This window comes from Kluyvera chengduensis, assembly GCF_044197065.1.
Lineage (GTDB): Bacteria > Pseudomonadota > Gammaproteobacteria > Enterobacterales > Enterobacteriaceae > Kluyvera > Kluyvera ascorbata_C.
In genome coordinates this window covers 1,141,624-1,159,138 of sequence record NZ_JBIQOI010000001.1, presented here as the reverse complement: position 1 = coordinate 1,159,138, position 17,515 = coordinate 1,141,624, and the positions used below count along the sequence as shown (strand labels likewise).

The window sequence follows — 17,515 nt, the reverse complement described above, 5'->3', positions numbered from 1 at the left end:
GAGAGCACGGCTGGCTGATTGGCAGATTATGCCGGATTCGGCACCTTCGCCAGGCTGCGCCAGATACCGGCGGCCAGCAGCAGAAGCAATACCCCCGCCGTCGCCAGCACGATGCTGTGCGAGTTGATAAACGCCGTTTTTGCCGCCTCAATCAGGCTTTGTGCCGGTATAGCGGGCATCGACTGCGCCAGCTTAATGGCTTCGCTAATCGACGAAGCCGCCTGCTCGGCCGCCGCGCCGTCTATCCCTGCGGGTAACACAATCGACGAGGTGTAGCTGCGGGTCAGAATCAGGCCGAACAGCGCAATACCCAGCCCCGCGCCCAGCTCGTAGGCCATGGTTTCAATCGCCCCTGCCGCCGCCGCTTTCTCTTTCGGCGCTGCCGCCATAATCGCGGAACTAGAGGCCAGCAGCGCGCTGGCCACGCTAAAGCCCAGCAGCGTCATCAGCCCCCATGCCAGCCACTGCTGGGTGCTGAAATCAATCATCGACAGGCCAATAAAGCTCAGCGCGCTTAACAACATCCCGCCGGTCGCCACTTCACGCAGCCCAAGCTTAGAGACCAGCATCCCGGCAATCGGCCCACTAAAGCCGCTCGCCACCATCACCGGCAGCATAAACAGCCCGGCTTCAAACGGCGTTTTGCCGTGCACAAACTGCAACTCCTGCGCCATCAGCAACTCAAAACCGACCAGGGTTATCAGCGCCGTCATCGCCATCATTACTCCGCTTAAGATAATGCGATGGGTAAAGAGGCGCATATCGACCATCGGGCGCGTGGCGGAGAGCTGTTTGCGGACAAACCAGTACAGCATTCCGGCACCGGCAATCGCGACCATTGTGACCAGCCACAGCGCGAGCTGCCCTTTCAGCGCCGATTTAGCGCTAAATACCAGCATCAGGATGGCGGCAATCAGCACCAGCGCCTGGAAAAGATTAAGCGGCTGTTCGCGTCGGGCAGGCTGACGCGGCACCACTCGGGCATTAATGGCAATGACCACCAGCACAATCGGGACGTTTATCAGAAACACCGAGCCCCAATAGAAGTGCTCAAGCAGCAGACCGCCCACCAGCGGTCCAAACGCCGCGCCGCCGGAGCCCACGGCTGCCCACAGCCCCAGCGCCATATTACGGTGACGGGCTTCGGCAAAGGTCGTGCGGATCCCGGCAAGCGTTGCCGGAACGATCATCGCCGCACCAATCGCCAGCAGCGCACGGGAAGCAATCAGCGTCATCGCGGTCGGTGAAAATGCCGCCGCCAGCGAAGCCAGACCAAAGATCCCGCTTCCCAGCAGCAACAGGTGTTTAAAACCAATTTTATCGCCGAGCGCCCCCATCGGCAGCACCATTCCGGCCATCACCAGTGAATAGATATCGATTATCCACAGCAGCTCATTGCCGCTGGTGCCCAGCGCAACGCTCAGCGTCGGCGCAGCCACGTGCAGCACGGTGGCATCAATTGCCACCGGGATATAGACCATCAGGATAGCCATGAGCGTTAACCATTGGCGTGACATTCTTCCATTCCTCACATCGTTAATTTGTTGGACGTACGTCCAGGAAACGGATCCTGCCGGATTGTTGAACGCATGTCCAATTTTTTGTTATTCTCAGCTAAACCCTACTTAAACGAAGAAAAATGAACTATTTAACCCGAGAAGAACGACGCGAAGCGATCCTTAAAACGGCCATGCAAGTGGCACTAAACGGAGGATTTAACGCCATGACCGTACGCAACATTGCCAGCGTTGCCGGCGTATCCAGCGGTCAGGTCCATCACCACTTCACCTCTATTGGTGAACTCAAATCCCTCGCCTTCGTCAGGCTGATCCGCGAAATGCTCGATATGCCTCTGGTAGCGGACGACGCAAACTGGCATGAACGTCTGTTTTCTATGCTCGGCAGTGACGACGGTCGACTCGAACCCTATATACGCCTGTGGCGTGAAGCGCAGCTGCTGGCGGACAGCGATAGCGAAATAAAGGGGGCGTATCTGCTCACGATGGATATGTGGCATAAAGAAACCGTATCGCTCATTTTGCGCGGGACGCAAGCGAATGAATTCCGGCCAATAGATAGCGCGGAGAATATTGCGTGGCGATTAATTGCATTAGTGTGTGGACTGGATGGAATTTATGCGCTAGGGATGGCGGAAATAAGTGATGAAATTTTCAATCGCTATATACAACATTATATTACGCTAGAGCTCAACCCCATTTAATTTACATTTAGTAACAATTAACAACGTTTTATTCACAGCGCGTTTTCTTACAACGCGTTTTTTTTATCTATTCTTCAACGATAAAGAGATAAAACGGCCTGACAATAATAACCCTCCCCACCTACCTCGCTGTTTTTCCTTTGTTTCTTTTTTATGACTCGTTCCTCGAGGATTATATGGCAAGCAATGAGAAAGAGAATCATTATCTTCTAAAAGAATGGAAACCTGAGAATCCCGGCTTCTGGGAGAATAAAGGAAAATCAATTGCAAGGCGGAATCTATGGATTTCCGTTGCTTGTTTATTACTCGCCTTCTGCGTCTGGATGTTATTTAGTGCCGTTGCGGTGAATCTCAATAAAGTTGGTTTTAATTTCACTACCGACCAGCTCTTTTTATTAACCGCGTTACCTTCACTTTCTGGTGCCATATTACGCGTGCCCTACTCCTTTATGGTACCCATTTTGGGTGGGCGGAAATGGACGGTGTTAAGTACGGTAATTCTGGTGGTGCCGTGCATCTGGTTGGGCATTGCCATTCAAAACACCTCTACTCCTTACGAAGTATTTATCATCATCGCACTGCTGTGCGGTTTCGCTGGGGCCAACTTTGCTTCCAGTATGGGCAACATCAGCTTCTTCTTCCCGAAAGCGAAGCAAGGCAGCGCGCTCGGTATTAACGGTGGGCTCGGTAACCTCGGCGTCAGCGTGATGCAGATGGTGGCGCCCGCGGTGATCTTCCTGCCGATCTTCACCTTTATTGGCGTTCACGGCGTACCGCAAGAAGACGGCTCTATCCTGTCGCTGTCCAACGCCGCCATTATCTGGGTGCCTTTATTGATTATCGCCACCATAGCGGCCTGGGTGGGGATGAACGATATCGCCAGCTCAAAAGCCTCGGTACGCGACCAGCTTCCGGTACTGAAACGCCCGCACATGTGGCTACTGAGCCTGCTTTATCTGGCGACCTTCGGCTCATTCATCGGCTTCTCCGCCGGCTTTGCCATGTTGGCGAAAACCCAGTTCCCGGACGTTAACATTCTCAAACTCGCTTTCTTCGGGCCGTTTATCGGCGCGCTGGCACGTTCGTTCGGCGGTGTGATTTCCGATCGTCTCGGCGGCGTGAAGGTGACGCTGGTGAACTTCGTGCTGATGGCGGTCTTTACCGGCCTGCTGTTCCTGACGTTGCCGGGCAGCGGTTCCGGCAGCTTCGTCGCTTTCTACGTGGTGTTTATGGGCCTGTTCCTCACCGCCGGTCTCGGTAGCGGCTCCACCTTCCAGATGATCGCGGTGATTTTCCGTCAAATCACCCTCGACAGCGTGAAAAAACGCGGCGGCAGCGATGAAGAAGCCCAGCACGAAGCGGTAACCGATACCGCCGCAGCGCTTGGCTTTATCTCCGCCATCGGCGCGGTCGGCGGCTTTTTCATTCCGAAAGCCTTCGGCACCTCTTTAGCCATGACCGGTTCGCCGGTGGGCGCCATGAAAGTGTTCTTTGTCTTCTACGTCGTGTGCGTGCTGGTGACGTGGCTGGTCTATGGCCGCCGCACACCGACAAAAAAATAACGAGAAACGAGCCGGATGGCGGCTAACGCCTTATCCGGCCTACGGGGTCGAGCGGTCTTGTAGGCCGGATAAAACGCGTTAGCGTTGCCATCCGGCAAAGGCACGATGCCGAACATTATCGAAGCAGGAGAAATGTCATGAGTAAATTACTGGATCGCTTTCGCTACTTTAAGCAGAAAGGCGAGACCTTTGCCAACGGTCACGGACAGGTCTATGACAACAACCGTGACTGGGAAGACAGCTATCGTCAGCGCTGGCAATTCGACAAAATCGTTCGCTCCACGCACGGGGTGAACTGTACGGGCTCATGCAGCTGGAAGATCTACGTTAAAAATGGGCTGGTCACCTGGGAAACCCAACAGACCGACTATCCCCGCACCCGCCCTGACCTGCCAAACCATGAGCCTCGCGGCTGCCCGCGCGGTGCCAGCTACTCCTGGTATCTCTACAGCGCCAACCGTCTGAAATACCCGCTGGCGCGCAAAAAGCTGATTGAACTGTGGCGTGACGCCCTCGCCGAGCACCCGGACCCAATGGTGGCCTGGGATAGCATCATGAAAGATCCGGAAAAGACCCAGAGCTACAAACAGGCCCGCGGTAAAGGCGGCTTTGTGCGTTCGTCGTGGAAAGAGCTTAATCAACTCATTGCCGCCGCCAACGTCTGGACAATTAAAAAGTACGGCCCCGACCGCGTGGCGGGCTTCTCGCCTATCCCGGCAATGTCGATGGTCTCTTACGCCGCCGGTACCCGTTATCTCTCCTTGATTGGCGGCACCTGCTTGAGCTTCTACGACTGGTACTGCGACTTACCGCCCGCGTCACCAATGACCTGGGGCGAGCAGACCGACGTGCCGGAATCCGCCGACTGGTACAACTCCAGCTATATCATCGCCTGGGGCTCCAACGTACCGCAGACCCGTACGCCGGACGCCCACTTCTTTACCGAGGTGCGCTACAAAGGCACTAAAACCGTCGCCATCACCCCGGATTTCTCGGAAGTCGCCAAACTCAGCGACCAGTGGCTGGCACCAAAACAGGGTACCGACAGCGCACTGGCGATGGCCATGGGTCACGTGATCCTCAAAGCCTTCCATCTCGATAACCCAAGCGAATACTTCATCAACTACTGCCGCCGCTACACCGACATGCCGATGCTGGTGATGCTCGACAGCCGCGACGATGGTTCGTATACCCCAGGCCGGATGCTGCGTGCGTCGGACCTGGTGGATGGGCTGGGCGAAGCCAACAACCCGGAATGGAAAACCGTGGCCTACAACCGCGACGGCGAACTGGTGGTGCCTAACGGCTCAATCGGCTTCCGCTGGGGTGAAAAAGGCAAATGGAATCTCGAATCGCTGGCCGCCGGTAAAGAGACCGAGCTGACGCTATCGCTGCTGGATAACCGCGATACCGTCGCTGGCGTGGCGTTCCCCTACTTTGGCGGCAACGAAAACCCACACTTCCGCAGCGTCAAACAAGACCCAATTCTGGTGCGTAAGCTGCCGGCAAAACAGCTGACCTTCGCCGACGGCAGCAGCCGTCTGGTGGTGAGCGTCTATGATCTGGTGCTGGCGAACTACGGCCTTGACCGTGGTCTGGACGATGATCTGGCGGCGAAAAGCTTCGATGAAGTAAAAGCCTACACCCCGGCCTGGGGCGAGCAGATAACCGGCGTATCGCGCCACAACATCGAAAAGATTGCCCTGGAGTTCGCCGACACCGCGCACAAAACGCACGGCCGTTCGATGATCATCCTTGGTGCCGGGGTCAACCACTGGTACCACATGGACATGAACTACCGTGGGATGATCAACATGCTGGTGTTCTGCGGCTGTGTTGGTCAGAGCGGCGGCGGCTGGGCGCACTACGTGGGCCAGGAGAAGCTGCGTCCGCAAACCGGCTGGCTGCCGCTGGCCTTCGCGCTGGACTGGAACCGTCCGCCGCGCCAGATGAACAGCACCTCCTACTTCTACAACCACGCCAGCCAGTGGCGCTATGAGAAGCTGACCGCGCAGGAACTACTCTCACCGCTGGCCGACCCGAAAAAGTATACCGGTCATCTTATCGACTTTAACGTCCGCGCTGAACGTATGGGCTGGCTGCCGTCCGCACCGCAGCTCAACCTCAACCCGCTGACCGTGAAGGCGAAAGCTGAAGCGGCAGGCATGACGCCGCAGGAGTACACCGTTCAGGGGCTGAAATCTGGCGATATCCGTTTTGCCAGCGAGCAGCCGGACAACGGCGCAAACCACCCGCGTAACCTGTTTATCTGGCGCTCCAACCTGCTGGGTTCTTCCGGTAAAGGCCACGAATACATGCTGAAGTACCTGCTCGGTGCCGACAGCGGGATTCAGGGCGACGATCTTGGCTCGACTGACGACGTCAAACCGGAAGAAGTGGAATGGCAGACCGCCGCCATTGAGGGCAAGCTTGACCTGCTGGTGACACTCGACTTCCGTATGTCCAGTACCTGCCTGTTCTCCGATATCGTCCTGCCGACCGCCACCTGGTACGAAAAAGACGATATGAACACCTCGGATATGCACCCGTTCATTCACCCGCTCTCTGCCGCCGTTGACCCGGCGTGGGAGTCGAAAAGCGACTGGGAAATCTACAAAGGCATCGCCAAAGCGTTTTCGGAAATCTGTAAAGACCATCTCGGCGTTGAAACCGATGTAGTACTGCAACCGCTACAGCATGACTCCCCGGCGGAACTGGCGCAGCCGTTTGCCATTCAGAACTGGCGCAAAGGCGAATGTGACCTGATCCCAGGCAAAACCGCGCCGAACATTATCGCGGTCGAACGTGATTATCCCGCCACCTACGAGCGCTTTACCTCGCTTGGCCCATTGATGGACAAACTCGGCAACGGCGGTAAAGGTATCGGCTGGAAAACCCAACCGGAAATCGACTTCCTCGGCAAGCTCAACTACGTCAAGCTCGACGGCCCGGCGAAAGGCCGCCCGTGCATTGAAACGGCCATTGATGCCGCCGAGGTGATCCTCACCCTGGCACCGGAAACTAACGGTCAGGTGGCGGTAAAAGCCTGGGAAGCGCTGGGCGAGTTTACCGGCCTCAACCATACCCATCTGGCGACCAACAAAGAAGACGAGAAGATTCGCTTCCGCGATATTCAGGCACAGCCGCGCAAAATTATCTCCAGCCCGACCTGGTCCGGCCTTGAAGATGAACACGTCTCCTATAACGCGGGCTACACCAACGTACACGAGCTGATCCCGTGGCGCACCGTATCGGGCCGCCAGTCGCTGTATCAGGATCACCCGTGGATGCGCGATTTCGGCGAGAGCCTGGTGGCCTATCGTCCACCCATCGACACCCGCAGCGTCAGCCACATGAAGGACATTCCGCCAAACGGTTTCCCGGAAAAAGCGCTGAACTTCCTGACGCCCCACCAGAAATGGGGCATTCACTCTACCTATAGCGAAAACCTGCTGATGCTGACGCTGTCGCGCGGTGGGCCTATCGTCTGGCTGAGCGAAACCGATGCCAAAGAACTGGGGATCGCCGATAACGACTGGATTGAAGCGTTCAACGCCAACGGCGCGCTCACTGCCCGCGCGGTCGTGAGCCAGCGCGTACCGCCGGGCATGACCATGATGTACCACGCCCAGGAACGCATCATGAACATCCCAGGCTCGGAGGTCACCGGACGACGCGGGGGCATTCATAACTCGGTCACCCGTATCTGCCCGAAACCCACCCACATGATCGGCGGCTATGCGCAGCTTGCCTATAGCTTCAACTACTACGGAACGGTCGGTTCGAACCGTGATGAGTTCATTATGATTCGCAAAATGAAAAATATTAATTGGCTGGATGATGAAGGCAATGACCAGGTTCAGGAGGCAGCAAAATGAAGATACGCTCACAGGTTGGGATGGTTTTAAACCTTGATAAATGCATTGGCTGCCACACCTGCTCCGTGACCTGTAAGAACGTCTGGAGCAGCCGTGAAGGGATGGAATACGCGTGGTTTAACAACGTCGAGACCAAACCGGGCATCGGCTTCCCGAAAGACTGGGAAAACCAGGAGAAATGGCAAGGCGGCTGGGTGCGCGGCATCAGCGGGAAACTCACCCCGCGCATGGGTGGCCGTCTGGGCGTGCTGTCGAAAATCTTCGCCAACCCGCTTATTCCAGGCATTGACGATTACTACGAACCGTTCACCTACGACTACCAGCACCTGCACAACGCGCCGGAAGGCAAAAACCTGCCGACCGCCCGCCCACGCTCGCTGATTAGCGGCCAGCGGATGAACAAAATTGAGTGGGGCCCGAACTGGGAAGAGCTGCTCGGCGGCGAGTTTGAAAAACGCGCCCACGACCAGAACTTTGCGGCGATGCAAAAAGAGATGTACGGGCAGTTCGAAAACACCTTCATGATGTATCTGCCGCGTCTGTGCGAACACTGTCTGAACCCAAGCTGTGTCGCCACCTGCCCGAGCGGCGCGATTTACAAGCGTGAAGAAGACGGCATTGTGCTGATTGACCAGGACAAGTGCCGCGGCTGGCGTATGTGCATCACCGGCTGCCCGTACAAAAAAATCTACTTCAACTGGAAGAGCGGCAAGTCAGAAAAATGCATCTTCTGCTACCCGCGCATTGAATCCGGCCAGCCCACCGTCTGTTCAGAAACCTGTGTAGGCCGTATTCGCTACCTTGGCGTGCTGCTGTATGACGCCGACCGCATTGAAGAAGCCGCCAGCACCGAGCACGAAACCGATCTCTACGAGCGTCAGTGTGATGTATTCCTCGACCCGCACGACCCGGCGGTAATTGAAGAGGCGCTGAAACAGGGCATTACTCAGAACACGCTGGACGCTGCCCAGCGTTCACCAGTGTACAAAATGGCGATGGACTGGAAGCTGGCGCTGCCGCTGCATCCGGAATACCGCACCCTGCCGATGGTCTGGTACGTGCCGCCGCTGTCACCGATTCAGTCCGTTGCCGATGCTGGAGCCCTGCCAAAAACCGACAGTATTCTGCCCGCGGTGGAAAGCCTGCGCATTCCGGTACAGTACCTGGCGAACATGCTCAGCGCGGGCGATACCGGCCCGGTGCTGCGCGCGCTGAAACGTATGATGGCGATGCGTCACTACAAACGTTCTCAGACCGTTGAGGGCGTGACCGATACCCGCGCGATTGAAGAGGTCGGCTTAAGCGTGGAACAGGTTGAAGAGATGTACCGCTACCTGGCGATCGCCAACTACGAAGACCGCTTCGTGATCCCCACCAGCCACCGCGAAATGGCGGAAGATGCCTTCCCGGAAAGTAAGGGCTGCGGCTTCACCTTCGGCGACGGCTGTCACGGGTCGGACACCAAGTTCAACCTGTTTAACAGCCACCGTATCGACGCCATCAATATCGGGGAGAAAAACTGATGCGAGTCCTGAAAATAATCGGGCTGCTGCTGGAGTATCCCGATGAGCTCAGCTGGGACAACAAGGATGAGCTGTTTGCATTAATCGACAGCGACGCCCCGGCGCTGCGACCATTCCTTGAACAGCACCTGGCGGCCTCGCTGCTCGATAAGCAGGCCGAATGGTGCGAGATTTTCGAGCGCGGTCGCGCGACATCGCTCATGCTGTTTGAGCATGTACATGCGGAATCTCGCGATCGTGGTCAGGCCATGGTTGAGCTCATGTCGCAGTATGAACAAGCCGGTTTGCAGCTCGACTGCCGCGAGCTGCCTGACCATCTGCCGCTCTATCTTGAGTATCTCAGCATTCTGCCACAGGATCAGGCGCAGGAAGGTCTGCAAAACGTCGCACCGATTCTGGCGCTGATTGGCGGTCGACTGAAACAGCGTCAGGCACCGTGGTATCAGCTGTTCGATACCCTGCTGGCGCTGGCTAAAACATCATTATCAAGTGACAGTGTCACAAAACAGGTGGCGGGTGAAGCGCGAGACGATACCCGCCAGGCGCTGGATGCGGTCTGGGAAGAGGAACAGGTGAAGTTTATCGAAGATAACGCCACCGCCTGCGACAGTTCCCCGCTGCAAAGCTATCAACGACGCTTTAGCCAGGACGTGGCGCCACAGTACGTGGACGTCCGTGCGGGAGGCCCGAAATGATACAGTACCTCAACGTCTTCTTTTACGACATTTACCCTTACCTCTGCGGCACGGTGTTCCTGCTAGGCAGTTGGCTGCGCTACGACTACGGTCAGTACACCTGGCGCGCCTCTTCCAGCCAGATGCTCGACAAGCGCGGGATGGTGATTTGGTCCAACCTGTTCCACGTCGGGATTCTGGGGATCTTCTTCGGCCACTTCTTCGGTATGCTAACGCCGCACTGGGTGTATGAATCCTGGCTGCCGCTGTCGCAGAAACAGCTGATGGCGATGATCCTTGGCGGTGCCTGCGGGGTGATGACGCTGGTCGGCGGCGCTGGCCTGCTGATTCGTCGTCTGTTCAATCCGCGCATTCGCGCCACCTCATCGACGGCGGATATTCTGATCCTCAGCATCTTGCTGATCCAGTGCTGCCTCGGCCTGAGCACCATTCCGTTCTCCGCGCAGCACCCGGACGGCAGCGAAATGCTGAAACTGGTCGACTGGGCGCAGGCCGTAGTCACCTTCCACGGCGGCGCCTCTGCACATCTGGACGGCGTGGCCTGGGTTTACCGCGTGCATCTGGTACTCGGCATGACCATCTTCCTGCTGTTCCCGTTCACCCGTCTGGTGCACGTCTGGAGCGCGCCAGTGGAATACCTGACTCGACGTTATCAGGTGGTCCGTTCCCGCCGATAGCAACTCGGCCCCTGTAGGCCGGATAAGGCATCGCCGCCATCCGGCAACCAGCACCAAATGCCTGATGGCGCTTCGCTTATCAGGCCTACATCTAACCCGGCCGAGCATCGCGACGCCGGGTTTTTTATGCCACAAAAAAATAGTAAACCTAATCTCAACCACTTTACCTTTCATCGCCACAATAAGTAATAACGCGATATATTACGCTCGTTGAATTTACCACCGTGCCTGGCGGCATATGGAAAATATAAATTCACTCAGCATCGTAATTAATAATCTTGTTATGGCGAGGCTCCTGAATAAACATAAGTTATCGCCCTGGTGGTATCGAGAGAGACCATCACAGGGAAATACAGGCATCCATCGAATCAAGGTGTTGCCAAGATAACTTCTGACGGCTCAAAGGCCGTGCAGATACGTTGTTCAGTGCTAAAACCGGGACGTAGGGATTTTTCTCAGCTTTTCCTGTTTTGTTCGCCCTATATAGAATTTCTATAGGGAACATTTTGATGTCTTATATTCATGCCACTGCGCCGCACTACCCAACTGCTCCAGTAACGGGCGATAATATTGCAAGCTACATGTCGAAAACGTTTATTTCGCTGCCGGAACCCCTCAGCGTAAAAGAAGCGCGCGAGATGTTCCTGCGACAATTAAATGACGATCATTTCCCCTGCGCCGTATTCGTGGTTTCCGGCGACAATCTGCGTGGAATATTATCGACTCGCACGTTGCTCCAGGCGTCCGATGATAATCAGCCGGTCACGCAGTTGATGACTACCACCCTATTCCATGTCGGCCCGGACGATACCCGTGACGTGGCGGCGGGTCTTATCGAAAAGCACCGTCTGACGCTGCTGCCGGTGATTGAAAACGGCAAGCTTATCGGCTGCCTGAATGAAAAAGAGATAGACCAACTGTTAGCGGATGAGATCACCGAAGACGCGCAGCTTCAGGGGGCGACGTTGCCGCTTGAAAAACCGTATCTGGAGATAAGCCCGGTCACGCTGTGGAAAAAGCGCGCCGTCTGGCTGCTGCTGTTGTTTATCGCCGAAGCCTACACCAGCACCGTGATCCAGCACTTTGAAGAGGCGCTGGAATCCGCCATTGCGCTGGCGTTCTTTATCCCGCTGCTGATTGGCACCGGGGGCAACAGCGGCACGCAGATCACCTCCACGCTGGTGCGCGCCATGGCGCTGGGCGAAATCGGTCTGCGGGATTTAGGACGTATTCTGCGTAAAGAGATGTCGACGGCGATGCTGGTTGCTATCACGCTCGGCGCGGCAGGCTGCCTGCGGGCGTGGATAATGGGCATTGGTCCGGAAATCACCTTTATCGTCAGCCTGACGCTGGTGTGCGTCACTATCTGGAGTGCGATAGTTTCGTCGGTGATCCCGCTGGTTATCAAACGCGTCGGCATCGACCCGGCGGTGGTCTCCGCCCCGTTTATCGCCACGCTAATTGACGGCACCGGGCTAATAATCTATTTCAAAATCGCCCAGCATTTCTTAGGACTAAATTAACCCGCAGCCTCCCATTCCGTAGCCCGGCCAAGCGAAGCGCCGCCGGGGGTTGGCAGCGTGCACATTCCCGGCGGCGCTTCGCTTGGCCGGGCTACAGGGTGAAGGTGTCACCGGTTGACGGGGAGATAATCTCCGGCAGCCACAGCTTGCCCCAGGCACCGGTGCAGTGGCAGCCCATTACCTTATCGGGCTTGAGCTGCTGTAAAAACTGCCGGACTTGCCAGAGCGTGCGCGGTGAAGCGCAGCGTAGATGAAAACCGCCGATAATCGCGTGAACCTTGTCGATGCCGGTGATCTGCTGGCAGTGCCGCACAATGTTGATAATCCCGCGATGCCCGCAGCCGGTAATAATCACTAAGCCTCGCTCAGACAGGTAAATCAACACGCCCTCATCAATCACGTAATCCGTTTTATCGCCGGTCACGCCGTAGGCTTTGGGACGCTCAACGGCTATTTCCCCTGACCAGATAAAACGGTTGCTAATGTGCAGCGGCGTGCGGGTGTATTCCATACGATGGCGAGCGTAATCAATCTCCAGAGAAAGCTTTTTGATTTTATGGCTGCGCCCCGCCACGTTCAGCGCGGCATAACGCTCATTGCCGATGGTCGGGTGACAAATAATGCGGCTGTTATCCGGCAGCCAGGGCACGCCGCCACAGTGATCGTAATGACCGTGTGAAAGCACCGTCGCCGTGAGATTGTCCAGCGAAAGACCCATCTGTGCGGCATTGTGCTGGAAGCTGTCGTCTGGGCCGGTGTCGAAAAGAATCGAGGTACTTTCATCCTCGAGCAGCAGACTTAATCCCGCTTTGGCTCTCAGCCCGCTATCAGCGCCGCGAGCCAGTTGGTTTTCAAGTAGTACACGGACCGTTAATGCCATCATCTCATCCCTGAAATTTTGTAGCCCGGCCAAGCGAAGCGCCGCCGGGGTTTAGCTCTGTGCTACTTCCCGGCGGCGCTTCGCTTGGCCGGGCTACGGGTTATTTTCCGGCTTCGGGGTGGGTGTCGAATGCCGCCATGATGGCCGCCAGTTCGCTAACGCTAAAACCGTATTTCGGATCGCTGACACCAAGCCCGAAGCGGGTTTGCAGCGCTTCGTACAGCGTGGGCACGTCCGGGAAATCAATCTTCTCGACCACATGGTGTTTATCCCAGTGGGTGAAGTGGAAGTTGGTCAGCGTCATTTTGCCACCGTCCGGCAGATGGCGACACATCAGCAGATGGTGACGGAAATGCGACTGCGGCCAGTGTGCCGACCAGAAGTTACCCATCACGTAATCTGACGCGTACTGACGGCCTAAATCGAAGTGATACATAGACTGCCAGTGATCGTGGTGGCTGAACTGTAAAATCCATTCCTGGTTTTCATACAGCAGACGGTAGTCGCCGTGCGGCGTGGTTTGGGTGATATCCGCTAACAACTTGATTGGCGCGGTCAGCGTCTGGCCGCCGAAACCAACGTCAGCAATCCAGCGCTCGCCGTCAACGTCCACCAGCAGCAGACGATGTGTACGCGGAGGCATCTGCGGCGGATGTGCCAGCACCACGCGCCCCAACAGGCTGCGCACGTGGAAACCGAGTTCACGCAGCACGCGCTCAAACAGACCGTTTTGTTCAAAGCAGTAGCCGCCACGACGCGCGTGAACCAGCTTATCTTCTAGTGATTGATCGTCGAGGTGCATCTCGCGCGGCAACAGCACGTCAAGGTTCTCGAACGGAATGGCGCTGTTGTGGTGGATATGCAAACTGCGCAATGTCTCAATCGATACGTCGGGGGTTCCCGTCCAACCGAGACGAGCAAAATAGGCGCTTAAAAAAGGGGTCATAAAAGCCTCCAGCGTTGGTATCCGTTCTTTATAACCTATTTTGTCCCGTCCACTGACCGATTTGTGCGATCGGTTAACCTACCGTGTACTTCGCTGCATTAACCCCAGCGCGGTCAGCATTAATGCCAGCCCGACGAACAGCGTCAGGCTCGCCATCGCCATCCCCTGACCGACCGAACCCTGCTCAAACTGCCGCCAGATAAACACCGCCACGGTCTGCGTTCCCGCGGGTGCCAGCAGCAGTGAAGTCACCAGCTCGCGGGAGGCCACCGCAAAGACCATCAGCATCGCCGCCAGCAGCGCCGGAAACACCAGCGGCAGTACAATCAGCCGTAGCGCCTGCCACGATGACGCACCGTGTACGCGTGCCGCCGGTTCCAGGTTATTCCCCAGCTGACGCAGCGCGCTGCCGACATAGCGCACCGGCCACGGCAGCAGCAGGCAGCAATAAGAGAGCAGCAGCATAAACCACGTATTGTAGGGTGAGACCGGCCAGAACGGCTGATTCCACAGCAGAATGAGCCCGACGCCCACCACCACTCCCGGCAGCGCGGCGGGCATCAGCGAGAGCGCATCAATCAGCGCGCTGCCTTTGATTTTTTGTACCAGCACAAGCCAGGCCGCCACCAGCCCGAGCAGGCCGACAATCAGCGCCGAGGCCAGCGCCAGCGATAAACTGGTGCCCAGCGCCGACAGCGCGTCGCCCTGCTGCGCGAACAGCGCGCTAAAATGCTTCAACGTAAAGTTGTTCATGTTTAACCCGCCGGAGAGCGTCCCCATCAGGCTAGTTGCGACCATCGACGCGCCGGGGAGCAGCACCGCCAGCCCGCCTACGCCTCCCATGATCAACAGCGCGGGCAGCGTCATAACGCCGAGCGACGCCCCGCTGTTCTCACCGGGTTTTCCAGTAACGCTGGTGACCTCCGTGGTTCCCGTCAGCCGTTTTTGCAGCCACCAGGCCAGTAGCGCTACGGTAATCAGTAGCACCGACAGCAGCGACGCACCGGTGAGGTCGATAGGCCAGTCCGCGAGCTTTTTCTCAATACCCACGGTCAGCATCACCACGCCCGCCCGTGAGCCCAGCGCCGCGGGCACGCCGTACTCTTCAATCGCCAGAGTAAAGGCCAGCAGCATCCCCGCCGCCAACGCCGGGGAAAGCATCGGCAGCGTAACGTGCCAGAATGCCCGCCAAGCGCTCGCCCCATGAACCCGCGCCACGATAGCCAGCCGCTGCCCGCTCGCCAGCAGGCTGCGTGAGACGGCAAAATAGACCACCGGGAAGATATTCAGGGTCATCACCAGTACGATCCCGGTGCGGCTAAACAGCAGATCGTTAAGATCCCAACCGGTTAGCTGCTGCAAGTAACCGTTATGCTGGAGTACCAACATCCAGGACAGCGCGGCGATATACGGCGGCGTGAGAAACGGAATTAAAAACAGCAGATCCCACAGCTTCGGCAGCGGCAGGTTAAACAGCCCGCGCAGCACGCCGAGCGGCAGGCCGATAATCACGCTCATCAGCGCCACGCCGCAGGCAATCCACAAAGTACCGCCCAGCATCGGCATCAGCTGCGGATCGCTTAGCAAAGCAGAGATTCCACTAAACGGCTTCTGCAGCGAACCGGCGCTGAACTGTGGAAAAATAGCCTGTAACAGGATAAAAAAGAGCGGTAACGCCACCAGCACCACCAGCGCGATGAGGGTAACTATGGAGAGGGATTTTTGTTTCACCCGAAGTTCCAGATCGTAGCCCGGCCAAGCGAAGCGCCGCCGGGATTGTGCACCATGCTAACTCCCGGCGTCGCTTCGCTCAGCCGGGCTACGGAAATTTACTGCCCGAACAACGTGTTAAACCGAGCCAGAACGGCGCTGCGCTCGCTGCTACCGTCGCTGGTGGTTGGCAGCACCTTCAGGTCGTTCAGCAACGGACGTTTCGCTGGAACGTCGCTTCGCGCGGGCATCAGCCACGCATCGGCCACCATTGCCTGACCTTCCGGCGACAATACGTAGTCGACAAAGGCTTTCGCCTCATCCGCATGTTGGGTCGATTTGAGGATCATCATCGGGCGCGGCGCAATCACCGTACCGCTCGCCGGGAAAATCACCTTCAACGATTCACCCTGGTCGATATTGCCGTAGGAGACATAGTCCACTGCACCAAATACCGCTGCTTTCGCCCCCTGCATCACCGGTGTTACCGCCTGCGCGTTCGGCCCGCTCACCACCATGCCGTTCTTTTTCAGTTCATCAAACAGCGCCCAGGCTTTATCACCCATGCCGTTTTTTAACCCGATCAGCAAATCAAGCGAAGCACCGGAAAGCGCCGGGTCCGGGGTGGTGACTTTGTCTTTAAACGCCGCTTCGGTCAGGTCGCGCCACTCTTTCGGCTCCGGGGTACCGCTTTTGGTGTTCCAGACAATCCCCAACGCTGAAATACCCTGCGCCACGTAGTCGGCAGATTTCAGCGCCGCGGGAACCTTATCGGCATTCCCGCTCTGGTACGGCAGCAGCCAGCCGCGGCCGTGCAAGTCTTCAGCAGTGTCCCACGAGGCGGAAATCAGCACGTCTGCCTGCGGGTTAGCCTGCTCGGCCTCCAGACGCGCCATCACCTTGCCGGTGGTGGCCTGGAAGATATTCACCTTCACGCCGGTTTTCTTTTCATAGCCGCTCGCCAGATTCTTTGCCAGCGAACCAGGGCCTGCGGTGTATACGGTCAGCGCATGGGCGCTGGAAATCATCGAAGCGGATAACATCATCGCGAGCGCAACGCCTTTTTTAACGGATTTCATACAAGTTCCCCTGAGGTAGAAGCAACGGTGCGAACAGCAGCAATGCTGCCCGCAGAAAGGTGCACAATTCGGTCAGCCAACAGCTCTGCCTCACGGCGGTCGTGAGTGACGTAGACGGCGGTGATACCGAGCTGGCGCAGCAGCCGGCTCATCTCCAGACATAACGATTCACGCAGTTCGCTATCGAGGTTGGAAAGCGGTTCATCAAACAGCAATACCCGTGGTTCGGCGACGATCGCCCTTGCCAGCGCCACGCGCTGCTGCTGTCCGCCGGAGAGTCCGGAAGGCTTACGTTCGCCGAAGCCAGAAAGCCCGACCATTGCCAGCGCATCGTTGACCCGACGCGTCCGCTCATCGCGGGCCACGCCGCGCATTCTTAGCGGAAAGGCGACGTTTTCAGCGGCGGTCATATGCGGCCACAACGCGTAGTCCTGGAATACCATGCCGATATCCCGCTGCTCGGGCGGTAGCCCCCAGCCGGGTCTGGCAATCAGACGGTCGCCGAAATGGATTTCACCTTCAGCGGGAACGGTGAGCCCTGCCAGCAGGCGCAGTAACGTGCTTTTGCCGCAGCCGGAAGGCCCAAGCAATGCCACGATGCTGCCCGCATCGATCTGCAGGTTGATGTGATTAAGAACGGTGGTGGCGCCGAAAGCGAAGGAAACGCCGTCGAGCCGAATGCCAGTTAGCGCGCGCATTTTCGCCCTCCCCAAATGGAAAGCGATGCTTCACCCGTGATCGAAATTCGACGGGCCGCGCTCACCTGCATAAACATCAGGGGAGCCAACATATTGTTATCCTCTTTGGGACTTAGTGCTGGC

Annotated in this window: 13 protein-coding genes and 1 riboswitch; of the genes, 7 read left to right on the top strand and 6 right to left on the bottom strand. The window is 57.2% G+C overall.

Going from position 1 to position 17,515, the window contains the following annotated elements:
• Positions 1–26 precede the first annotated feature (26 nt).
• Positions 27–1,517, bottom strand: a complete 1,491-nt coding sequence (locus ACH1XZ_RS05360; protein WP_395594628.1) for an MFS transporter — start codon at positions 1,515–1,517, stop codon at positions 27–29.
• A gap of 122 nt (positions 1,518–1,639) precedes the next feature.
• On the opposite strand from ACH1XZ_RS05360, the gene ACH1XZ_RS05355 reads away from it, so the two are divergent.
• The 7 genes from ACH1XZ_RS05355 to ACH1XZ_RS05325 all read left to right on the top strand — a co-directional run bounded on the left by ACH1XZ_RS05355 (position 1,640) and on the right by ACH1XZ_RS05325 (position 12,079).
• Positions 1,640–2,221 carry a TetR family transcriptional regulator gene (locus ACH1XZ_RS05355; RefSeq protein WP_395594627.1) on the top strand — a complete coding sequence of 194 codons (582 nt, stop codon included), beginning with the start codon at positions 1,640–1,642 and terminating at the stop codon, positions 2,219–2,221.
• A 176-nt stretch (positions 2,222–2,397) separates the two neighbouring features.
• Positions 2,398–3,783 (top strand): NarK family nitrate/nitrite MFS transporter, encoded by a 1,386-nt coding sequence (locus ACH1XZ_RS05350; protein ID WP_395594626.1) that lies wholly within the window; start codon positions 2,398–2,400, stop codon positions 3,781–3,783.
• A 137-nt stretch (positions 3,784–3,920) separates the two neighbouring features.
• The gene (locus ACH1XZ_RS05345) at positions 3,921–7,661 is read left to right on the top strand and encodes a nitrate reductase subunit alpha (RefSeq protein ID WP_395594625.1); all 3,741 of its coding nucleotides are present in this window, start codon (positions 3,921–3,923) and stop codon (positions 7,659–7,661) included.
• On the top strand, positions 7,658–9,184 hold the full coding sequence (narH, locus tag ACH1XZ_RS05340; protein ID WP_395594624.1) for a nitrate reductase subunit beta: 1,527 nt from the start codon (positions 7,658–7,660) through the stop codon (positions 9,182–9,184). The genes ACH1XZ_RS05345 and narH overlap by 4 nt, the downstream gene beginning before the upstream one ends.
• A complete protein-coding gene (gene narW / locus ACH1XZ_RS05335; protein WP_395594623.1) occupies positions 9,184–9,879 on the top strand; it encodes a nitrate reductase molybdenum cofactor assembly chaperone in 696 nt (231 codons plus the stop codon). Before narH ends, narW begins: the two co-directional genes overlap by 1 nt.
• Positions 9,876–10,556, top strand: coding sequence for a respiratory nitrate reductase subunit gamma (gene narI, locus ACH1XZ_RS05330; RefSeq protein ID WP_271446983.1), 681 nt, complete (start codon positions 9,876–9,878; stop codon positions 10,554–10,556). Before narW ends, narI begins: the two co-directional genes overlap by 4 nt.
• 270 nt (positions 10,557–10,826) lie before the next feature.
• Positions 10,827–11,011, top strand: a riboswitch (M-box (ykoK) riboswitch).
• 54 nt (positions 11,012–11,065) lie between these two features.
• Complete coding sequence (locus ACH1XZ_RS05325) at positions 11,066–12,079, top strand: magnesium transporter (RefSeq protein WP_395594622.1); 1,014 nt, start codon at positions 11,066–11,068, stop codon at positions 12,077–12,079.
• A 91-nt stretch (positions 12,080–12,170) separates the two neighbouring features.
• Here the strand turns inward: ACH1XZ_RS05325 and ACH1XZ_RS05320 are convergent, their stop codons facing one another.
• The 5 genes from ACH1XZ_RS05320 to ACH1XZ_RS05300 all read right to left on the bottom strand — a co-directional run bounded on the left by ACH1XZ_RS05320 (position 12,171) and on the right by ACH1XZ_RS05300 (position 17,392).
• On the bottom strand, positions 12,171–12,959 hold the full coding sequence (locus ACH1XZ_RS05320; protein ID WP_395594707.1) for an MBL fold metallo-hydrolase: 789 nt from the start codon (positions 12,957–12,959) through the stop codon (positions 12,171–12,173).
• A 100-nt stretch (positions 12,960–13,059) separates the two neighbouring features.
• Positions 13,060–13,905 (bottom strand): N-hydroxyarylamine O-acetyltransferase, encoded by an 846-nt coding sequence (nhoA, locus tag ACH1XZ_RS05315; RefSeq protein WP_395594621.1) that lies wholly within the window; start codon positions 13,903–13,905, stop codon positions 13,060–13,062.
• Between the two features lie 78 nt (positions 13,906–13,983).
• Positions 13,984–15,636: an ABC transporter permease gene (locus ACH1XZ_RS05310; protein WP_395594620.1), complete on the bottom strand. Its 1,653-nt coding sequence runs from the start codon at positions 15,634–15,636 to the stop codon at positions 13,984–13,986.
• Positions 15,637–15,734: 98 nt separating this feature from the next.
• Positions 15,735–16,694 carry an ABC transporter substrate-binding protein gene (locus ACH1XZ_RS05305; RefSeq protein ID WP_395594619.1) on the bottom strand — a complete coding sequence of 320 codons (960 nt, stop codon included), beginning with the start codon at positions 16,692–16,694 and terminating at the stop codon, positions 15,735–15,737.
• Entirely contained in the window at positions 16,691–17,392 is a 702-nt protein-coding gene (locus ACH1XZ_RS05300; RefSeq protein ID WP_123651900.1) for an ABC transporter ATP-binding protein, read from the bottom strand. The genes ACH1XZ_RS05305 and ACH1XZ_RS05300 overlap by 4 nt, the downstream gene beginning before the upstream one ends.
• Positions 17,393–17,515: the final 123 nt, after the last annotated feature.